Annotated in this window: 14 protein-coding genes; 4 read left to right on the top strand and 10 right to left on the bottom strand. The window is 38.6% G+C overall.

What is annotated here, in order from left to right:
• Positions 1–238 precede the first annotated feature (238 nt).
• The 3 genes from pth to psbH form a co-directional block, all read right to left on the bottom strand.
• Entirely contained in the window at positions 239–898 is a 660-nt protein-coding gene (gene pth / locus RIV7116_RS09240) for an aminoacyl-tRNA hydrolase (RefSeq protein WP_015118029.1), read from the bottom strand.
• 170 nt (positions 899–1,068) lie between these two features.
• Positions 1,069–1,320 carry a TatA/E family twin arginine-targeting protein translocase gene (locus RIV7116_RS09235; RefSeq protein WP_015118028.1) on the bottom strand — a complete coding sequence of 84 codons (252 nt, stop codon included), beginning with the start codon at positions 1,318–1,320 and terminating at the stop codon, positions 1,069–1,071.
• Positions 1,321–1,588: 268 nt separating this feature from the next.
• The gene (psbH, locus tag RIV7116_RS09230) at positions 1,589–1,792 is read right to left on the bottom strand and encodes a photosystem II reaction center phosphoprotein PsbH (RefSeq protein ID WP_015118027.1); all 204 of its coding nucleotides are present in this window, start codon (positions 1,790–1,792) and stop codon (positions 1,589–1,591) included.
• Between the two features lie 623 nt (positions 1,793–2,415).
• On the opposite strand from psbH, the gene psbN reads away from it, so the two are divergent.
• Positions 2,416–2,547, top strand: a complete 132-nt coding sequence (psbN, locus tag RIV7116_RS34805; protein WP_015118026.1) for a photosystem II reaction center protein PsbN — start codon at positions 2,416–2,418, stop codon at positions 2,545–2,547.
• A 114-nt stretch (positions 2,548–2,661) separates the two neighbouring features.
• On the opposite strand, the gene RIV7116_RS09225 is transcribed toward psbN, so the two are convergent.
• Positions 2,662–5,838: an alpha-mannosidase gene (locus RIV7116_RS09225; protein WP_015118025.1), complete on the bottom strand. Its 3,177-nt coding sequence runs from the start codon at positions 5,836–5,838 to the stop codon at positions 2,662–2,664.
• 206 nt (positions 5,839–6,044) lie between these two features.
• On the opposite strand from RIV7116_RS09225, the gene RIV7116_RS09220 reads away from it, so the two are divergent.
• Positions 6,045–7,583, top strand: coding sequence for a hypothetical protein (locus RIV7116_RS09220; RefSeq protein WP_015118024.1), 1,539 nt, complete (start codon positions 6,045–6,047; stop codon positions 7,581–7,583).
• A 113-nt stretch (positions 7,584–7,696) separates the two neighbouring features.
• Here the strand turns inward: RIV7116_RS09220 and RIV7116_RS09215 are convergent, their stop codons facing one another.
• From RIV7116_RS09215 to RIV7116_RS34795, 6 genes are all read right to left on the bottom strand, one after another.
• Positions 7,697–10,213 (bottom strand): DUF3769 domain-containing protein, encoded by a 2,517-nt coding sequence (locus RIV7116_RS09215; RefSeq protein WP_015118023.1) that lies wholly within the window; start codon positions 10,211–10,213, stop codon positions 7,697–7,699.
• Positions 10,214–10,480: 267 nt separating this feature from the next.
• Positions 10,481–10,597: a photosystem II reaction center protein I gene (locus RIV7116_RS34800; protein ID WP_015118022.1), complete on the bottom strand. Its 117-nt coding sequence runs from the start codon at positions 10,595–10,597 to the stop codon at positions 10,481–10,483.
• A 292-nt stretch (positions 10,598–10,889) separates the two neighbouring features.
• Positions 10,890–11,597: a DapH/DapD/GlmU-related protein gene (locus tag RIV7116_RS09210; RefSeq protein ID WP_015118021.1), complete on the bottom strand. Its 708-nt coding sequence runs from the start codon at positions 11,595–11,597 to the stop codon at positions 10,890–10,892.
• A 187-nt stretch (positions 11,598–11,784) separates the two neighbouring features.
• A complete protein-coding gene (locus RIV7116_RS09205; RefSeq protein ID WP_015118020.1) occupies positions 11,785–12,492 on the bottom strand; it encodes a DapH/DapD/GlmU-related protein in 708 nt (235 codons plus the stop codon).
• A gap of 1,063 nt (positions 12,493–13,555) precedes the next feature.
• Positions 13,556–14,380, bottom strand: a complete 825-nt coding sequence (locus RIV7116_RS09200) for a response regulator (RefSeq protein ID WP_015118019.1) — start codon at positions 14,378–14,380, stop codon at positions 13,556–13,558.
• Between the two features lie 151 nt (positions 14,381–14,531).
• Positions 14,532–16,490 (bottom strand): scytonemin biosynthesis sensor histidine kinase, encoded by a 1,959-nt coding sequence (locus RIV7116_RS34795; RefSeq protein WP_015118018.1) that lies wholly within the window; start codon positions 16,488–16,490, stop codon positions 14,532–14,534.
• A 1,568-nt stretch (positions 16,491–18,058) separates the two neighbouring features.
• On the opposite strand from RIV7116_RS34795, the gene scyA reads away from it, so the two are divergent.
• Positions 18,059–19,909 carry a scytonemin biosynthesis protein ScyA gene (gene scyA / locus RIV7116_RS09190; protein ID WP_015118017.1) on the top strand — a complete coding sequence of 617 codons (1,851 nt, stop codon included), beginning with the start codon at positions 18,059–18,061 and terminating at the stop codon, positions 19,907–19,909.
• A 497-nt stretch (positions 19,910–20,406) separates the two neighbouring features.
• A complete protein-coding gene (gene scyB, locus RIV7116_RS09185) occupies positions 20,407–21,498 on the top strand; it encodes a tryptophan dehydrogenase ScyB (RefSeq protein ID WP_015118016.1) in 1,092 nt (363 codons plus the stop codon).
• Positions 21,499–21,536: the final 38 nt, after the last annotated feature.

Here is a 21,536-nt window from a genome sequence, read left to right as displayed (position 1 = left end):
CCAATGCAGGCAAAAAGCCCGCAGGCTATAAGCCTGGGGCTAATACTACAAAGCCCACCTTCGTGGGCTACTAAGATTCTTAGCCCACGAAGGTGGTGAGTCTAGTTGGGGGTGTCGGTTTCCGTCCCCCAAACTAGCGAACCCGAAGGGGCTTTGTTTTTGTAGCCGCACCCTTCTAGGGTGTCGGATAAAGCAAAATCGGGATGCTCCCAAACATTTCGACTTTCATCCCTACTTGCTACTCGCCCTTCTCTTCCTTAGAAACATTCAAATTCTTACGATTACAATCATTCATTGCTTTTTCTACACCTTTTTTAAGACATAGTTCGACGCATTCAACTACATAATTAAGAACCGAAGACATCACCTCATTTTCTTCAGGAGAAAACTTTCCTAAAACATGAGAAACAGTACCATTGTCGCTGGTTGCTGGATTTTTTGGTCTACCAATTCCAATCCGGAGGCGAGGGAAATTCTTAGAACCTAGATGAGAAATAGTGCTTTTCATGCCGTTATGTCCGCCAGCAGCACCGGATAAACGCAAGCGAACTCTGCCTACGGGTAAATCCATATCGTCATAAATAATTAATACAGATTCTGGCTTTAATTTGTACCAAGAAAGCACCGCACCTATTGATTGCCCTGAAAGATTCATGTAAGTCAAAGGTTTAAGTAAATAAACTTTTTTTCCACCAGGGGCAGTGGTTTCAGCATACTCACCTTTGAACTTACGATTTTCGCTTAAAGATGCTTGCCAAGAACGCGATAAAGCGTCTATTGCTGCAAAACCAATATTGTGGCGTGTTCTGTCATACTTAGGTTCTGGATTTCCCAAACCAACAATTAGTTGTGGAATTAATATAGTTTTCCCTTGGGAATTTTTTTTAGCAGCTTGCATGGAAGGAATAAATATATAAAGTCAATAAAGTATAAATAATCAAGGATGAAGATTAATTTTCTATCATCCTCAAGTTTTTAGCATTTTAGCAAGGTAAAATCGTTCGGTTAGTAATTGGAAGGGAAAATTCTTTTCTCCCTGCACTTCCTCTGCTCCCCAACCACCAAATTTTAAGCTTCTTCTGTCTTATCTACCGTACCACTAAGCTTTGGTTCTAGTTCGGCTGTAGTCTTAACTGCTTCTTCCAATTGCGATGCTTCCTTTTTGAATTCATCCTGAAAATCTTGGGAAGCTTCTTGAAAACCGCGAAGTGCTTTTCCCATACTACGACCAATTTCCGGCAGCTTTTTCGGGCCAAAAACCAACAGTGCCACAGCCATAATTACAGCCATTTCGGGCAAACCGATACCGAATATATTCATGCTGTTTCTCCTATGAACTCAAGAATCCTTAACCACCTCTGTAGTTTAACGATTTATCAGTCAACAGTTAACAGTTAGCAGTTAGCATTTATCAGTGATAGATAGGGGAGAGGGGGGAGAGGGGGAAGAGGGGGGAGAATAAATAATTATCCCCAATGCCCAATGCCCAATTACCAATTACCAATTACCAAATCAAAAAAACCCGGAAATACCGGGTTAAAGATAAAATTTGAAATTATATATGGAAATAATTGTGAAAATACTTGGCTTACATGCCTAAGCTTCTCCAATCCACATTGATTCCCTGAATCATGATTGATTTGTTATAAAGTTGCAAAATAATCAACAGAAAAACAAAAAATAGCAGCATGAAAACAGCCATCAATGGGGTAGTACCCCAACCGGGAGCCACTTTACCATACTCAGCATTTAAGGGTCTGAGAACATCTCCCAAACGTGTTCTTTGTGACATAGTCTAATCCAGATTAATGACCAAAATTTTTTTTAATCTTCTGTAATATTGTTTGACATTCTCCTACCCGAAAGTTAGGAGATTCTTCCAAGCCAAGACAGCATAGCTTGAAATATCCTCTTATAGCTGTCGGGTTCCCAGGCTCACTTCGGAATAACATAAATTACCAAAGTGATGTTTCCGCGCATTCTTTCTCGAAAGCCAATTCTTCCGATGAAATTTAGTACAACTCGTCAATTCGAGATTTGGGCGTATACTTCCCGAGAGTCCCCCGGTAGGTTTTAAAGTCTTAACTGACAAAGATAAGTATATCACCCCAAGGCGCTTGCAACTGCCAACTATTCACCTTCGGTTTTAGAATAATTACCGGCAAATTCTACTAATCGTTTTTATTAATTGCCACGGAATCTAGAGACGTAGTAGTGCTACGTCTCCCGACGTTACAAAGAAACTAACCAGTGATTATTTATGCAATCTACTAATAGCCGATGGCAAGGCGGGGGAAGGGAGTAGTCCAATACCTACATTTATGGGTCGGTTTTAACTACTGCCAGTATTATTAACTTTTATGAAAAATATTATAAGATATTAATAATAATACTCATAATACATATCCCTTATTTATGGAACCCGCAATAGTTCTTAGTATCTCTGTCGCAGCTGTTTTAGTAACGGTTACAGTGATGTCCGTTTATACCTCCTTTGGGCCACCAAGTAAGGAACTTGGCGACCCCTTTGAAGACCATGAAGATTAATTTGAGACAAGCTTATAGGTAATGGGTAATGGCTAATGGCTAATAGGAAAAAGGAAACAGGAGATAAATAGCGTAGCTACTCCCAATGCCCAATTCCCAATTACCAATCCCCAATTACCAATTACCAATTGTAAAACTCGCGATTTTCCACGGCTTGATTGTGAATTCTGAATTCGGTAGAGGACGTTCTAATAAATCTACAGATTCTTTAACATTTAAGCCGATATCGCTGGTGAGTTGAAATTCTGCTGTTTTTCCTTGAGATTCATAACAGCGAAGAATCCATTGTTGGGAATTGTCTTCGGCTTGTTTAAATGCCATTAATATCAAACTTTTCTCGGAATTTTGGCTGGATATATCTATAAAGCTGGCTTTTTCTGGTAATTTCTGTTTTTGCGATTTATTTTGGCAAAGTAAAACTTTTAAAGCTTGGTTGAATTCATATCCACGCTTGACTGTCTGCGCTTTTTCCCAACTTTGTGCGTGAGGATATAAGCCATAGCTAAATTCATGATTGCCTTTATCGGCTTCCGGATTTGGCCATTCGGGACTTCTTAACAAGCTCAATCGTAGTTGATTGGGTTGAGCGTCGTAACCATATTTACAATCATTCAACAAACTTACACCATAAGAATCTTGTGTCAAGTCAGCCCAACGTAATGCAGGAACTTCCCACTTCGCTTTTTCTGCTGCTGTTTGAGGTTTGGTTGTGCGTTGAATTGCACCGCAAGGAATTTCATAAGTTACGAAATCTGCTTCTAAATTCAAGGGAAAGGCTGCTTTTACTAAAACATGTCGTTCTAACCAGTTAACTTTGGTGTGAATTTTCAAGATTGGGCAAGCTGCTTGCAAGATATAGTCTTGAATAAATTCTGATGCTCCTAACTGACTTACTACCCGCAATCGATTTTGTAATAATCCCTGTTCGAGCCAATCAATAGATTTTAGTTTTAATGGTGGTAAAGCATTATCGGCATAATTGGGGTCAATATTCCATGCATCCCAATATTGTCCTTTATCTGTAAAGGCTTGTAATTGATTCCCGTTGGCTGAAAGCACTTCGCGATTATTTAATTTATCGAAAACGCTATTTAATTCCCCAGTAGCCTCATCAATAACCACCCGCAAAAATTCATTTTCTAAAATAAACCCTAGCGCTATAGTGTTTGATTTGGTTTCTGATGGGTTTTGATTTGGAGTTAGCCAATATAATTGATAACCGATTGCAGGAATATCTTCTGCGAGAAATAGTAATTTTGAGTCGGCATCGAGTTGAGAAGTAATTTGATTGCCCGAGCTATCGTAAATTAGCCATTGTTGATTATTAGTTTCCTCAGGTAAGGAAACAGATACAACTTCCGAGCGCTGCCAATTGAGAGAATTAAAAACAACTACAGGTAAACTACCTGGTTGTGGTGGCTGTGGTAAATTAATTTGACTGGCTAAAGTTTCCAAAGACTGCTTTAATATTCCCGATGCGGTACTTTGCATTTCCTGCCATTCGGGTTCTGCATCTTGATAAACTTCCTCAATTGAGGAACCAGGTAAAATATCGTGAAACTGGTTAAATAAAAGTTTTTTCCAAGCTGCTTCAAATTCTGCTTTTGGATAATCTACACCGCAGCTAATACTCGCCAAACTTGCAAATAATTCCGCTTCATAAAGCAGATTTTCACCGCGACGATTGTAAAGCTTTTGGTCGCCGTGAGTAGTGTAACAACCGCGATGGAATTCTAAATATAGTTCGTCATTCCAGGTTGGGAATTGGGAATGGGGCATTGGGCATTGGGCATTGGGCATGGGATTTTGGATTGTTTCCCCCATCCCTTCTTCCTTGATTCCCTGTAAATACTTTTCAACTGTGGTGAATTCAAATTCTGGACATACATTTGAACTTTGCCAGCGTCGGGCTATTTCTAGCATATCGCGAGTTGGTCCGCCGCCGTGGTCGCCAACTCCGGGGAGCCATAGGTAATTTTGCAAACCCGTCTGCTTTTCCCAAGCAATTGCGTACTCTACCATTTTTTCCGGGTTGATACCTTCACCAATCGGTGCTGACATTAAACTAAATATTTCGCTACCGTCGGGCGATCGCCACCAAAAAGCGCCATAAGGAAATTTTGTTGTGTCGTTCCAAATCAGCTTTTCAGTAACAAAATACTCAACTCCGGCATTAACCATAAATTGCGGTAAAGTCCAGCAAAAACCGAAAGTATCGGGAAGCCATGCCACTGTAGAAAATTCGCCAAATTTTTCTTTTACGTAGCGTTGACCGTATAATAATTGACGAGTAATCGACTCACCAGAAATTATATTTAATTCCGGCTCTACCCAAAAAGCACCGACAATTTCCCAAATATTATTTTCAACAGCTTTTTTTATTTGGGCAAATAAATCGGGACAGTTTTCTTCCACCCAAGCGTAAAGTGCGGGGGTAGAATGACAGAAAATTAGTTCGGGAAAATCTTCCTGTAACTTTAAAACCGATGCAAAAGTATTCTTTGCAGCTTCCCAAGTTTCGCTTACCCGCCACAACCAAGCCATGTCGAGATGTGCGTGTCCAACAAGCTGGATTTTGGATTGTATATGAGAGATTTTGGATTGAAGCTGATTTTGTAAATTAGCCAAAGATTTATTTAATTCTTCCTTCTCTTCCTCAGCAACTTCCTTTACCAACCCAGCAACCACATCCAACTCATCCGGAGCAAAAGCTTCACAATAACGCTGCACTATCGCCAACTCCGAAGCCACAAAACCCGGATAAAGATTATTGCCAACAGCTTCATAAACACACTTAGAACCAACTAAAGCCCCATTATCGTGTCCCGGACTTACCAAACGCAAGGCAACAGTAAATTCTTCCCCCACAATTGCATCTTGAGTTAATAAGACTCTTTGCGAAACATCAAATAAATCTCCTTCACCTACCAAAGAACCATTAATATAGATTTGAGCGGAATCTGCCCACCAAACTAAAGCCAATCGCAAACACAAACCTTTGAGGGCATAACCTTGCAAATCTGAAGGGACAATTATTTTTTGTGCCAACCAAAGCACTTTTTTCCCCTTCTCCCAAGCAATATGTCCTTTCGCATTCAACTCAAACGTTTCCCAATCGGAAAAATCTGACGCGAAAACCTCAGCAATACTCATATCACCTGAAAAACATCGCCAATGCTGCCGAACATCTGCTTCCGAAAAAGCACGCAGCTTTTCAACGGTTTGCGAAATAGTTTGCAAATTACCTTGTGAGTTTAAATTTGTATTAGATTCAGGTAGGGGTGCGATCATCTTTCAGCTAAAATCGGGTGAAAAGTTCTATACGCTCAATAGTAAAAGAACTTGCAAAAAAAGATACCTATCAATTTTTTATTTTTTACTAGCGGTATATTAAACAACCGTAAATACAATTAGCTGTGAAATAATAAAAACGTATCTAGATACTTGTCTCGAATTATTATCTTTTAGCTGTAACTTCTAACTTTTTAATTTTTACCATGTCTTCTGCTTCCAACGGACGTTATCAGAGCAGGCTATTTAACTTCTTTCACAAACAATCCCGGCGCTTGGGCGAACGATTCGGACGTTCGTTACGACAATTACAAGTTGCTACAAGTTGGTATGCCGAAGCACTATCCAAATCAATATATTTACTGGTACAAAAAGCTGCTGACTCTGCCGGAACTCAACTTCCTGGAACCACAGAAGAATCCAAGCTGTATTTGCAACCATCACAACCCGTCTCCGACAGCGCGATCGCTCGGGTAATTGCAAATGTAGAAACGCGGTATATTACAACTGAGCCAGATATTTCTTTAAAAAGTACGTCACGCCAAACTACTACAGCTAATCATCCAGTTACTGCTAATAATTATTCTGCTCAAAAAATTCAAGGAGTTGCTTCCCAGCTTTCCAGTCAAAATTTAGTTCTTGTCACCAGCAATAACGAAATTTTAGATATTTTAACTCCATCACAGCAGCAAGCTTTAGAAAACCAGATAATTTCTGAGATTGCTAATTATTGGCGTTTGTGGCGATTGTCTCAAGAAAACCAGGAAACAAAAATATCATCTAGAACAAATAATTTCTTAAATAGATTTATTTCAGACAAGAATGCTAAAAAAGCATTACCTGGGGTAGATGTTGAAGAAAGAGAACATAAATATTTATCGATAAACCCTGCCACAGTAGCATCTTTAGATACAGTAGTTGCGAATTTAGAAACAAATGCTTTGGTTCCCGTATCCCGCGCTCAGTTGATAGTAAGGCAGCGCAGCGGCGAGCTGATAAAAGTAGCGCGAACTAAATTAGATATCTTTTTCTATGGAAATCAAGAAAAAACTCTCAGCAAAGAGCAGGTAGTAGCTGATAGAAATTTAGAAACTCAAAAATCAAAAATTCAAACTTTAATTTCAGCAGCCTTTAATTACTTTTACACTAAACCCGCAGCGAAAGAATTTAAGCAGACTCCCCACAGAAGTTACCTTGCTTCAGGGAAAATCAAAACTCCTCAACTACAAAGTCAAGCATCAGCAGACGATTGGTTGAGCAGTAGCGATTTATTTGGTAACGGATTCCCCCAATTAAATCCCAGAAATAAAATATCCAACAAATTAGCAGCTAGCCAACAGCAACTAGATTCTTCACCAAAAGTCAATTCCTCAGAAAAACTATTTGGGCGCTTTCAACTTCCTAATTGGCGAACTTTACGACTAAAAGAAAAAGCCGGTTTGCAGAAACCGCAAGAAAATACTCGCATTAATGCCATAAAAAATTCTGCAAAATCGCAACAAATCACAATTTCCCCCACTTCAGAATTGCAAAATACAAACAAAGGAGAAATTACTCAAACTCAAGCCGATGAATCAACACAAATGGAAGCTAAACCTGAATGGATAGAAACCAAAGCCGAAATAATTGGTTATCAAAAGCATCCATTAGAACAAGTTTTGGCATGGATTGACAACACAATGTTGAAAATTGAAGAAGTAATCGTCAAATTTGCCAAAGCTTTACAGCAGTTTTGGTGGAAGTGAAAATTGGGGATTGGTAATTGGTAATTGGTAATTGGTAACTTTTAACTCGCTACTTGCTACTTGCTACTCATAACTGCTCACTGCTCACTGCTCACTGCTCACTGATAACTGACTTACCGCTGCTCGACTCCACCAACTACTGGCTTAACTCCTCCGGCATCGTTGGAAAATGGATCGGTTCCACCACTCCAGTTAAAGTCGTTGATGCGGAAGCTAATACCACCGAGTTCTAATACGGGATTGTAACGTAGGCTTATTCCATAAGTACGACGGCTGTATTCTAATATATAGTCAGTACTAGTACGTTCGCTGGTATCCAAGTTGATGGTTGTTTGGAATCCAAGGCGAAATGGCCCGTAGATTTGTTGTGTGATACCGGCACTCAATACTTCTCTATCGGCATAGCGATCGAATAGGAAGGGTGATAAACCGTCATTTGTACCTTGAGAATAAGTTATATTGAAGCCGGTATAATCTAAAAACTTTTTGGAGAAATTACCAAATTGCCCCTGCAATCCAATGGTACCGATTAAGGTATTTTGACTATCGCCGTTGCTGTAAAAGCTGCCGGTTCCAGTTACGTTACCAAATACTTGAACGTAGGGGACAACAGGATTGGATGTATATTTTAAACCTTCTGTTTTAGTCGGTGGTAAGGGTTTACCTTGCCAAAGATTGATACCACCACCAATGCTGGCGCTGGCTTGAAAACGACCTAAAGAAATACGGTTGTTGCTGCGAACTACATCTAACAAGTCTGCTCTATCGGTATTGGCGCTGATTTGTTGGGCACCTGCTTGATATCTGAGGCTTAAACCGGATTTACCTAAAGGGATATTGGGAGAAGTTATAACTCCGCCGAAACTGCTTTGTACGGTTTGGAAACCGAGACTACCGTTGTAGAGACGGTCGCGATAGCTGTATTCTAATGTTGCTTGGTGCGGATTTGTAGCATCACCTAGTAAATAGTTATATCGCACGCTAGCACGTAAATTGTCTTCTAAATCGTTTAAATCTAGACTTGTTAAACTTGTAGATGCTTTAACTTGCGATCGCGGATTAAGAGTTGCATTCAAAGTCGATCTTAAACCAAATAGGGCTGGGAAGCCTCCGTTATTATTTTGTACGGCTTCTTGAGCAAAAAATTGTGGTGTAACTTTCCAGTTTAGCTGCGGTGTATTTAAAACTCTAAAGGAGCGTTCTAAATATAAACCACCCCGTTCGTCGCCATCAAAACCGATAGAAACTGGTGCGGGTGTAGCATCGCGTTGGTTGCGATCGATAGTTCTTGTATAGCCCGGTATACCTAAAGTTAAACCCCGATCGAACACTAAGCGTGGTTTTCTTAATCGGAGTTTATCGCGTCGGGGAGAAATTTGATTTAAAGTAACCGAATCAGCACGTAGCTCTAATTCTGGAGGAGAAAAGGGATCGTTGGTGATGCGGACATCTTTTGCTTCCCATCCTCTGGGATAAAAGTCTACTTTTGCAGCTTCAAAACGCAAGCGCCTAACTTCACCACCTTGTTGTCCCGATGGTAAATTGCGAGCCGCTCTACCACCCAAACGCACGCCGATTCCCCCAGGGCTACCAACACCAGTTAAAGGTTGATTTCTTCTAATTCTATCGCTAGGAGGACGACGGGGAACGCCACCTGCTGCGACTGCGGGAGAGTCGAAAGATAAATCCTCTGCTGCTTGAGCGACATTAACTTCGCCGCTTCCACCTTCTAAATCGCCAGTATCTTGAATAAAGTTATATGTAAATCGCTGTCCTCTTAAAACCTGTTCGCCTCGGGTAACTGCTACATTTCCTTCGCCGACGGCAATTAAATTATCTATATTTACCTGTAAAGTATCTGCATCTACTACAGAACCGTCAAATCTAACTATTACGTTACCTTCTGCGGTCACAACTCGACGTTGTTCGTCGTAAATTTGCTTATCTGCGACAATTTCAATAACTCTTCTTGTCTCGGGTGGAGTTTGTGATGGTTGTCGCTGCTGGGTTGGTGGGGTTTCTGGGCTTCCCGGCTGTTGGGAAGGTATGGGTACACTTCGTTGTCGAATTTGCTCCGGAGTTTGTTGTTGAGCCTGTATCTGAGAACGAGATTTAAATTCTATAGTGGCGGGAGCTTTTGTAGAATTTTTATTTTGAGAATAAAATTCTATTTTCGTGGGTTTTGGGCTTTTTTGGGGAGGAGTTTTTTTGTCAGCTAGTTTTTGAGAGTTGTTAGCTGATGTTGTAGCAGATTCCTCTTCTTTTCGGGGAAAGCTGACTGCTTCAAAATGTTTGAAATTTTCAGATGATATCTGTTCGCTGCTTGAGGGATAACCAACGCGAAACTGTTTCGTCGAAGGCGGCGCATCTTTGACGACTGGAGCAGATGAAAATTCTGGTGGGAGAATAGTTTCCGGTTCGCTAGTTGCCGATAATTTTTGATTTTGACTCAAAAAGGATTTTGGCGGGGAAAATTTTTCTCCCTGTTCGAGACTCGTTTCGGGTGTAGGAGATGTTTGGATAACGGTACTATTTGATGTACTCGTATTACCGTTAGATGCATCTGCTACGGCAAGCGAATCAACAACACTCGTTAATTCAGGCGGGGGGGGGAGAACTGGATGAAGCATACTTACGCATTATATAAGCCAACAAACAGTCTTTAAAGCAAGCTAAAGAACAGTTAATAAACAAGTCAGAAGCATACTACATTTAGCAATATTAAACTTCTCACTTTAGCCTTCTACTTAGCCTGCGAGCAGATTCCGCCCAAAAAAGGACACGTTTGCGAAAGAAATTAGTGAAGAAAATAATTGCTTATAATTCTTTCTACGTGTCCTTGACGTTAAAAATACTCTCTGCAAATGCAGTGACTATAGACGTTCATCGACTATGAATTATTCAAAATCACTACGTCCGGGATTACGAGCTGGGTCATTTGACAAGAATCCAAAAATAAATGTCGCGATAAATAGCCCAACTACAATATAAACAGCGATTTTTAAAGTCAACATAGCAATTTCTCCGCAGGTTTAAATGAAAAAGTTATTTTTAGTATCTGCTTTTGCAGAAAAGTTAACTCTTTTATATTACCCAAAATAGCTACATTTTTGGAGGATATAAATTTCATTATGCCCTAAGTGGATTTTCTCAACTCGTTATTTATAAGCTAAAGTAGACGGGTTGTTTTTTCGACGGCGATCGCCACGCTTATGTTTCGGCAACTACAAACCCGAATTCACTCCGCGAGCTGTAGAGACGTAGCACTGCTACGTCTCTACACTCCTAACTCCTAACTCCTAACCTCTAACTCCTAACTCCTAACTCCTCCTTCCTAACCTTTTCGCCAATACGACTTTTAACGACTTTTGCCGGAACTCCTACAGCAATAGAATAAGGAGGAATATCTTTTGTAACTACAGATCCAGCACCAATGACGCTACCTCTACCAATGGTGATTCCATCTGTAACTGTTACATTATGTCCGAGCCAACAGTCATCCTCAATCACAATTCCTTTACGGGTAATTCCTTGTCTGGCGATGTATTGAACTGGATCTACAAAATTATGGTTGTTCGCAAATAATCCGCTGTGGGCTGCAATTAAACAGCCCTTGCCTATTTTAATGTTTCCAGGCCCAGCAATACATACATATGGGCCAATAAATGTGTCTTCTTCTATTGTTAAGTGAGTATCGTTCAAAGCTCTAATATCAACACCTTGTTGAATTTGAACTCCATCACCAATGGAAATCTTATTTTTGGAACTTCCAATGGCGTTTATATTGGCTCCTCGCAAAATTTGCGCTCTGTTGCCAATTTCTATACAAGGAGTATTAATAAATTCAACATTATCCTGTAGGTAAACTTGTTTACCTAGACCTGCAAAGATACCCCGGTAAAAAAAAGTTCTTAAATTGGAACCTATAACTTTGGTCGGAATATTACCCAATAAAACAGTTAAAACTGTTTCTTGTAAGCGTTTCCACTTTGATACAGCCTTTTTACTATTCATAATTATATTTACTCGGCGAAAGGTTTAAGGTATTGATAATTTTGTTGCACAAATATCTGAGACCAAAGTTTGGAAAAACAGGTGCATTAATTAATTGCCAAGTTGATGATGATAAAGATAATTCATGACCATACTTGGACTCCGATATACTAAATTTTTGCCCAATATTGGACATCATAAAATATCTTTATACAGAATTAGCAGAGATGATTTCTAAGTCTTTAGAATTAATAGAATCTTCAGGAAGACGACTTTTAATAACTCTTGCTGGCGTACCAACAGCTATTGAATAAGGAGGAATATCTTTAGTTACAACCGCACCGGCACCAATTACGCTACCTTTGCCAATAGTTACTCCATCTACTACTGTTACGGCATGTCCCAACCAACAATCATCTTCGATAGTAATTCCTTGACAAGTAACTCCTTGGTCGGCAATATATCTAGATGGATCTGCATATTTATGATTGTTTGCAAATATGCCACAACGAGCAGCAATTAAGCAGCGTTTACCAATTTTGACATTTCCTGGCCCAGCAACAGAAGCACCAACGCCAATAAATGTACCTTTATCAATATATATATGGGTATTATCTAAAGCTCCAATATCTACGTTGCGCTCAATAGCAACTCCTTCTTTTATAGTAATTTTGTTATTTTCATTTCCCAGAGCATCTACACGCACTCCTTTAAAAAGATGTACTCCATCACCAATTTCGATATTATAGGCACCAAGTAACTCAACACCATTTTGTATATAAACTGATTTACCCATATCTTTAAATATACTTTTGTATATGAGCTTTCTTAACTTTGGTCCTAAAGCTATTGCGGGTAAGTTACCCAATAAATCAGTGATAATAACTTCTTGCAAACGTTTCATTTTTGAATTCATTTTTACCTCAATTAATTGTGTGTATACTTACTCAGAAGATTAGCTAATTTTTACAAATCTACTAGTCTAGTGAAGAATTTTATATATCTTAATTCATTTTTTTAAATTTGCTATCAATGAAATTGATAACTTTGATACTCTTAATCGTTTTTTATATATAAAATTATGATGAAATTAAATATATTTCTGATAAACTCTAAAAAACGTCTAAATTAATCATTTTTAAATCAGTTGAATAAGTAATATTGAAGTTATTGACTGCTATAAAAGTGTTAATATTTAATTTAATTAAACACGTTTCATATAAAATAAGTTGTTAAAATCTGCTGTTTATAGTTACCCCACTTAATATAGATAATCAACAATTAATATTTGAACGTCTATATATTTCTTCGACTTAAATTACTCAATATAAAAATAAATTAATCATGAAACATTTGTTGCTTTATATTAAAAAGTTAATATTTCTCATTATCTAAGTTTTAATCAATATTTGCTATATTTACGTATAACATATATCTTTTGTCGCCACAAAATAATCAAATATACTTTAATTTAATGGCTTATTTATAAAGTTATGATTAAGTACGTAATCGGACTGTACTGGTAATTTATTATGCAAGTATATAAAGCAATACGGTTCAGTTAAGAACAATAGTAGGTTGGGTTGAGGAACGAAACCCAACATTATCAACCGTTTGTTGGGTTATGCCTTCGTCACATCTTCGATGAACGCTATCGCTCAACCCAACCTACTACTCCTGTGGGATGGAGAGAAGTTACCGGTAAACAATGATTGAAGGCTCTGCCTCCAGTAAACTAGAAAGAAGCAGAGCCTTTGTGAATTCTCACCCGGTAATGTACGCTCGTCAGAATATTATATTGTATACTAAGTCACAAAGAAGAATTAGTATAAGAGAAAATTAGATGAAAGCCAAATAGTCTGCCATGAGGAACTTGTGCACTTTACCCCAAAATGCGTCAATATTACAGCAAATATTCACTAACTTAACTTGTAATTAGCGTACTTTTAACTTGCGATTAAATTATTGCTGAGTGTACTTTATACTTCTACTGCATAACGTTCTATTAATTGATGCTTTTTTCTCCAGGTTTGGGGAGGAATATCATGATGCTGTCGAAATTGTCGAGAAAAATGACAGGCATTTTGATAGCCGACGTTGCTAGCTATTTCTTCTATATTTTTACTGGTATTCTTAAGTAAAGAACGTGCGGCTGCCATGCGACGCTTAACAATCCAACTATTTACGGTTTCTCCGGTTATTTTTGCGACTCTATTCGTTAAGTAAGCAGCCGAATAACCAACAGCCTCAGCTACATCGCTTAATGTAATTCCCTTTTGATAATTAGCCTCAATAAAATCAAAAACTTCTTTCAACTGAGGAACAACAGGAAAAATCGACTTTTCTTGGGTTGATGAAGCATTTTCTTTGTTTCCCGATAGAGACACACCATAATTTGCACAACAATGACTCAAGAAAGCTTGCTTTTTCTCCAGTCTAGCTGCGATCGCTTTTAACAACTGTTCGACGGTTGCGGGTTTGGCTATATAATCATCAGCACCAGAATCCATACCTCTACGAAAATCGTCTTGGCTACCTCTACCTGTCAAAAATATAAATGGAATAATAGCTGTGAGGGGATTTTGACGCAATTTTCTTAAAACGGTAAAACCATCAATATCGGGCATTAAGATATCACAAATTACTAAATCTGGTAAATTAGTAACAGCCTGTTGGATTCCCGTACTACCATTCGACGCACTTATCATCTCAAAGCCTTCATTCTCAAGCCCATCTAAATACATATTTCTGGTACGAGCATCATCTTCAATTACTAGGATTTTTTTTGAGACTGCGTTCATCATAATTGCTATACAGGTTGGGTTTTGGAATTTTACGCCGAGTAAATAAGGATATTTAAAAATGTATAAACATATTAGTTATATAGTTGATTAGCTATACAATAATTATCATTGACTAATTGAAGATTTTTTTGAAACACTAAGAGCCGAAAGTTCAGTCTTTAGACGATGGCACTTTCAAGGTAAAAGTAGTTCCCGCGCCAACTTCACTTAACAGCGAGATTTCACATCCATGTATATCTGCAAGAGTTTTCACAATCGATAAACCGAGTCCCGTACCGGGTATACTATCAATATTGCTACCTCGATAAAATGGCTCAAATATTTGCTGTTGATCTACTGCTGGAATGCCTATTCCTCGATCTATGATGTTAAAAATAACATCCTCCTCTCTACATATAAGTTCTAAAGTGACTGGATTACTACCTACGGAATATTTAATGGCGTTAGAAAGTAAGTTAGTTAAAATATGATGTAATAATTTAGGGTCTACGCTCCTAGTCGAACATTCACCTTTGCTTTGGAAGTTTACTGCTTTCTGCTTTCCTCCAGCCAAATAAATCTGTGCTACGATATCTCGACAATATTGCTTTACATCCAGTTGTCTTGGTTCGCATTTCAATGTATCAGCTTCTGCTTTACCAAACAACAGAATTTCATCAAGTAATTCGCTTATTTGTTCTACAGCGTCTTGAATTAAGTCAAGATAAGATTGGTTTTTCTCTTGACTCCACTGATGAATATTGCGTCTGAGTAAGTCAGAAGAGAAAGAAACTACGTTGAGTGGAGTCCGAAATTGATGACACAGCATCGAAACAAATCGCTGTCTGAGTTCGCTCAATCTTCTGGCTTGCTCTAAGGCTTGTCGCAGTTCCGATTCGGCTAGCTTATAATCGGTAATATCAATTGCTGTAATCATTTGTACTTCTTTACCAGCAAAATCAAGCACTCCATCAAGTCGCTCCAAAGTACAAGCTAACCAGCGAGAAAAACCTTGCTTTGTGCGAATCTGCATTTCTTCGTACTGACAAGTTGGAGCTCCATCTTGTTTGCGTACCTGTCTGTGTTGTCTGGTTTGAATTAGCTGTTCAAATTTAAAATTGTTACGAGTTAATTCTTTGACTGAATAACCGGTTAGAATTTCTGCTGCTCGATTAGCGTAACAAACATAATCATCATGAACTAAAATAATACCTGCTTCCGTATTTTGAGCTAAAGTACGAAATCTCGCTTCATTTCGCTTTAATGCTTCCTCCGTTCGCCTTGATTCTGTAATATCCCAGATACTCCACACTCTACCAATAATGTCGCCATTGAGTACATAAGGCTCTGAATAGTGTGCAAATATCCTACCATCCTTCAATTTTAACAGATTATAAGTTTCAGAATCCGATTTTGCAGGTAATTCCCAAATATGCGAACGAAATACTTCTACATCTTCAATCTGACTTTCAAAAAAACCTTTCGCTTTACTACAGTTTCTTGATAACCTAATTTCTGGTGGCAAATGCCATAAATCCATAAATTTTTGGTTGTAATAAAGTATCTCTCCATCAAAGTTTATCGCAAGTATGCCATTTGCAGTCGATTCTAAGGTATTACTCAGCAAAGAAAGAGAACTTTTCAAGTCATCATCTGTTTTCTGATACTCAACAATTTCTTGCTCTAAACCATTCCTTATATCAGGAGAAGCTGATTTTGGCTGCTGCAATTCGGAATTTTGTTGTTCTTCAGTTACTTTGTAAGCATATACACAACATATTTGCTTGCTTTCTAATTTTTCTAAAACCAAAGTCAAATTAACATCTAAAATCTCACCCGCTTTGTCTCGATAGCAAGTTTCAAAGCTTACCGAACCTTGCTGCCTGAGTCGCTGCCATTGCTGTAGCCATTTTCCTTTCTCCCAGTAAGCATCTATATCTCTTAACCCTAACGAACGCATCTCTTCTCGTGAATATCCAACAAGCGAACAAGTGGCATCATTCATATAAAGAAAATTACCATCTTTCCCTACGCAAAAGACAGCGTCTCTACAGTGATTTACGAGTATATGAGCTACTTTTAACTCCTCTTGGAGTTCTAACCCGATTTTAGAGTTGGGTTCAATAATCATAATGTCATTAAAATCTACTTGCTACTTGAGTTGGCTTGAGAATTCAACGATTTGACGCTCAGTTGCTAGCTTAGGAAGCAACAAATCACAATGAAAGCAGTTTCGGTAAGCATTTTTGCTTATAGCTCTCTATAAAACAATTATTTTGCAAACTAGGTTGCAATTACCTCCACCAGATTTAAGTTATCAAAAAATTAATAAAATTAATATAACTTTACAGAAAAATTTATATTTGCCGCTTAAAAAGGCTCAAAGTCATTGTTTATGTAATAAATACTACTAATATTTGTTAAAAAGTATCTATTTTGCTTGCAGTATCAATTAGATAATGACTGAATCAGTTCTTTAAAATAGCCAACATACAGAACAATCGAAGAGTATAAAAATACTTAGTAAACTATTTTAGATGCATGTATAAATAGATGTCCGTTGAAACTAATTATCTGCTCTATTGATTTAGTTGCTATTTGAGTGACTTAATTTATAGTTTTATTAATAGCCTTAATCAAGAATTAGTTGTATCCTATAATACTAACAAGATGCTGTGCTTGTGTGAATACACTTACGAGATATAAAATATATAAAAGAAAATCTACGGATAATTATTACTTGTAGGAGAAAATATTAACCAGTTTGTTTCATTTAACTTAACTTTTTTTCTCATTATCTCTTTAAAAATTTAACTATAAAATTTACTTGTAAAGCATCTGTCATGAGAGATACTTGCGAAGGGTAATTATGCCTCTAAAAAATATATGCATCTATCTAAAGGTATATATAAACAAATATCAGTATTTAGTATTATCTTGGGAGATTAAGTAACTTTCAGCCCTAATGTAGTTTGCCCTGAATCAGTATATTTGCTTATCTATTTATAAATTTATAGGACTTACATAAAAATAAGGTAATTGCGTAATTAGAAGCGACAGCGACGTATTCATTCGCAGGGTGTGGTTCGTCTCGGGAAATGCTGGGATTGCTATCTTCCTCCGGCGCTTTGCGTAAGTCCTTATTTCATTTTGACTGCTATTTACTATTACCAATTATTGAGATAGGACTCCTCCGCAGATTTTTGAAAAAAGAATTTAGTTGAAAACTTGCTGTACATAGGTTTGATTCTCAGCATACCTCGCAAGATTCAAATAGGATTCCGATCTGAATTTAAGTGCAAAAAAGCCTTCTACTGCCTGTACTGACTGGTAACTATGCTTATTTGAAATGATAATTTAATTACTTGGGTAGCTATATAGTTAATTCAAAATGTAAAGAAAAGCAAAAGAATAGACAATGTAATCAAAAGATTTTTCATTGCAGCAACATATAAAATTTATGTAGGCTTGTTTCTATAAACACAGAGTCTTGGTTGTTTTGCTTCTCCAGTTAAAATTTTTCTACTGACGGCAAAAGTGGTAATTAGCCATTCCCGGTGTTTGTATGGCTGGGTGTGAAGTTATAAGGAAATAGTAAAGAAGCATAGCCAACAATTTTAGTTGTAATTAGAAGCGCATCCAAGAAGTCGTAAATACTCAGGTACACCCAACCCTCGTTCAGGGAGCGTATATTAAATAATGGTTCAAAACTTGACTAAAAGAGCTTCTCCTCATAATGTAAATGATCGTAAGGAAGTTCTTAGTGGTAGTTGCATAGAAGCGACTGCAAGCGAAATTATACAAGAAAGTAACGAAAATATGACTGTTGCTGATGCAGTCGCCCAGATGTTTGAAAATTTGGGAGTAAAGTCAGCCTATGGAGTTTCCGGAGGTGCTATGGCATCACTCTGGGGGGCTTTATCTAATAGCGATATTGATGTATTGAATTTTCGTCACGAAGCTGGAGCGGCGTTTGCTGCTACAGAAGGTTATTTTGCTAGCGGTAATCCTACTGTGGTGTTTACCACAGCAGGACCTGGTATAACAAATGCTTTGACCGGATTATTTGCTGCGCGTGGTGAAGGAGCAAAAGTGATTTTGCTGTCAGCTTGCACCTCCGCACCGCAGCGAGGACGGTGGGCAATTCAGGAAACCAGTACCGACACCTTACCTAGTAGTGGTATTTTTACTACGGGTACGGTGTTTAATTATGCTAGCACAGTAGAATCTGCGGCTCAATTACCGCAAATATTTCGTAAACTTGCTGTAGGAATGTCTCAACCAGGTGGGTATGTAGCTCATTTGACTATCCCTACGGCAGTACAGAACATGCTGATGGATGAAACTCAGCTACCCGAACAAGGCGTTAGCTGTTCTTTAGTCACTGCCGATGCACAAGTAGTAGGGAATGTAGCGAAGTTGCTTAGAAGCGGAACTTTTGCTATTTGGTTGGGATTTGGTGCCCGTGGTGCAGCTTCAGAAATCCGTCAGTTGGCAGAAAAAACCGGAGCGGCAGTAATGTGTTCGCCTCGTGGTAAAGGGATTTTCCCAGAAAACCATCCTCAGTTTATTGGGGTAACTGGTTTGGGAGGTCACGGTTCGGTAATGACTTACATGCAGGAGCAGGCTCCCGTCCGGACTTTGGTATTGGGAAGTCGTTTGAGCGAGCCGACATCTTTTTGGAATCAAGAAATGGTTCCATCCGAAGGTTTCATCCATGTCGATGTAGATGCCAATGTGCCGGGAGTTGCTTATCCTCATGCAGAAACTATAGGAATTGTGTCTGATGTCAAAGCCTTTGTTTTGCAGTTGCTAGATATATTGGAAGCCGAAGAAATATCTGAGTCTCAATTAAAAGCATCTCAACCTTCATCTTTACCAAAACCGGAACGTTCTCCAGTTGAAGCTGGTTCTGAATCCTTAATTAGACCAGAAATCTTGATGGAAGCAATTCAGAAGGTGATTGTTGATGGTACCGATGCGGTTGTGATGGCTGAATGCGGCAACTCGTTCACCTGGTCAACGAATCTATTGCGATTTAGTCAAGCTAATCGTTATCGAGTCAGCACTGGAGTGGGCGCGATGGGACATGCCGTAACTGGTGTAGTCGGTGCGGCTCAAGCTCGCGATGGAATAGCCGTAGCCATTGTTGGAGACGGAGCCATGTTGATGAATAACGAAATCAGCACGGCAGTTAAATATCAGATTCCAGCTATTTGGATTGTCCTCAACGATGCTCGTTACAACATGTGCCATCAAGGTATGAAAATGTTGGGAATGACGGGTGCAGATGCAATCATCCCCGAGACTAATTTTGAAATGATTGCTCGGGGAATGGGAGCAAAAGGGATTCGCGTGACTAAAGAATCTGAAATTACAGCAGCTTTAGAAACAGCGATCGCAGCAAATGGTCCAATAATAATCGATGTTCTGATTGACCCAGATAGACCTGCTCCCTCCAAAGGGCGCAATAAAGGTCTGGCTTCTCAAGGAGTGAAATCCACTTCCGAACAAAAGCCAAAAGTACAAGCATCATTTCCGAATATCTAAGTCCCGTTAGTTGATAGTGGTTAGTTGATAGTGGTTAGTGGTTAGTTGATGATCCACACCTGAGCGGTGAAAGTAGTTAGGAGTATTAAGAATTTTTAGAAATTATATAGTCATTTCAATTAATCCAGGGTAGCGGGAGCATCTTGCTCTCTAGAAACCGGGGAAGAAGATACTCTCACTATTAACCAATACGGTTGAGTTCAGAAATCGATCTGTTGAGACAAGCAAGGAGAGAGAATATTTATCGGCAACTGTATTGCACTAAGTAGGTAGGCATAATTAAATATAAGATAAAGCCTCACCACGCCACTTGCTATAAGTCGGGGAACCCGCCCAACGCAGTGGCTTCTCAATCCCTCTCCTTAGTAAGGAGAGGGAAGCCGGAGGCAGGGTGAGGTTTTATATTTAATTTGATCCACTTACTTATTAACCACTATCCACTAACAACTAACAAATAACTTTTATTGCATGAATTTAATTTATCAGGAGTTCTTAGTTTGAATCTTTTTGAAAATGTGACGGAAATGGGTCACGAACAAGTCTTATTTTGCAATGGTAAAGACCCAGATATAAAAGCAATAATAGCAATTCACGATACAAGTTTAGGTCCGGCAATGGGGGCAACAAGAATGCTGCCTTATGTATCGGAAGCAGATGCATTAAAAGATGCTTTACGTTTGAGTCGAGGTATGACTTATAAGGCTGCTTGTGCGAACATTCCAGTTGGTGGAGGTAAAGCGGTAATTATAGGAAATCCCGCCCATAAAACTGATGAACTTTTATATGCCTACGGGCGTTTTGTCAATAGCTTAAACGGACGTTTTATTACCGGTCAAGATGTCAATATGACCCCGGAAGATGTCCGCAAAATTAGTAAAGAAACTAATTATGTTGTAGGTGTAGAAGAAAAATCTGGTGGTCCGGCACCTGTAACCGGATGGGGAGTATTTTTAGGTTTAAAAGCGGCTGTAGAGTTTCGCTTAAAAACTTCCGATTTAAAAGGATTAAAAGTAGCGGTTCAGGGATTGGGAAATGTTGGCACAAATCTTTGCCGCCATTTACATGAGAATGGTGCAGAACTTTTTGTAACTGATATTAACCCCGAAAGAACGGCAGAAATAAAAAATTTATTTGGTGCTACGGTAGTAGAACCTTCAGAAATTTATCAGCTTGATGTTGATGTGTTTTCTCCCTGTGCTTTGGGTGGGACTCTTAATGCCCAGACAATTCCTCAAATTAAAGCAAAAGTAATCGCTGGTGCTGCAAACAATCAGCTTGGTCAGGAAAAACAAGATGGAATGATGCTTGTTGAAAAAGGTATTTTGTACGCTCCCGATTATGTGATTAATGCTGGAGGATTAATCAACGTTTATAACGAAATGATTGGTTACAACGAAGAAAAAGCCTTTAGACAAGTAAGGAATATTTATAATACTTTACTTGATATATTTGACCGAGCCGAAAACCAGCAAATCACCACAGATGATGCTTCTAAACAGTTAGCAGAAGAAAGAATTGCTAACGCTAAAAATATTAAAAAAGTTTTAGCAACTACTACATCAACTAATGGTAAAAACGGTAAGAGTTGAGTTGCTGGTAATTGGTAATTGGTAATTGGTAATTGGTA

Source organism: Rivularia sp. PCC 7116, from assembly GCF_000316665.1.
GTDB lineage: Bacteria > Cyanobacteriota > Cyanobacteriia > Cyanobacteriales > Nostocaceae > Rivularia.
This window is presented reverse-complemented; position numbering and strand designations above follow the sequence as displayed.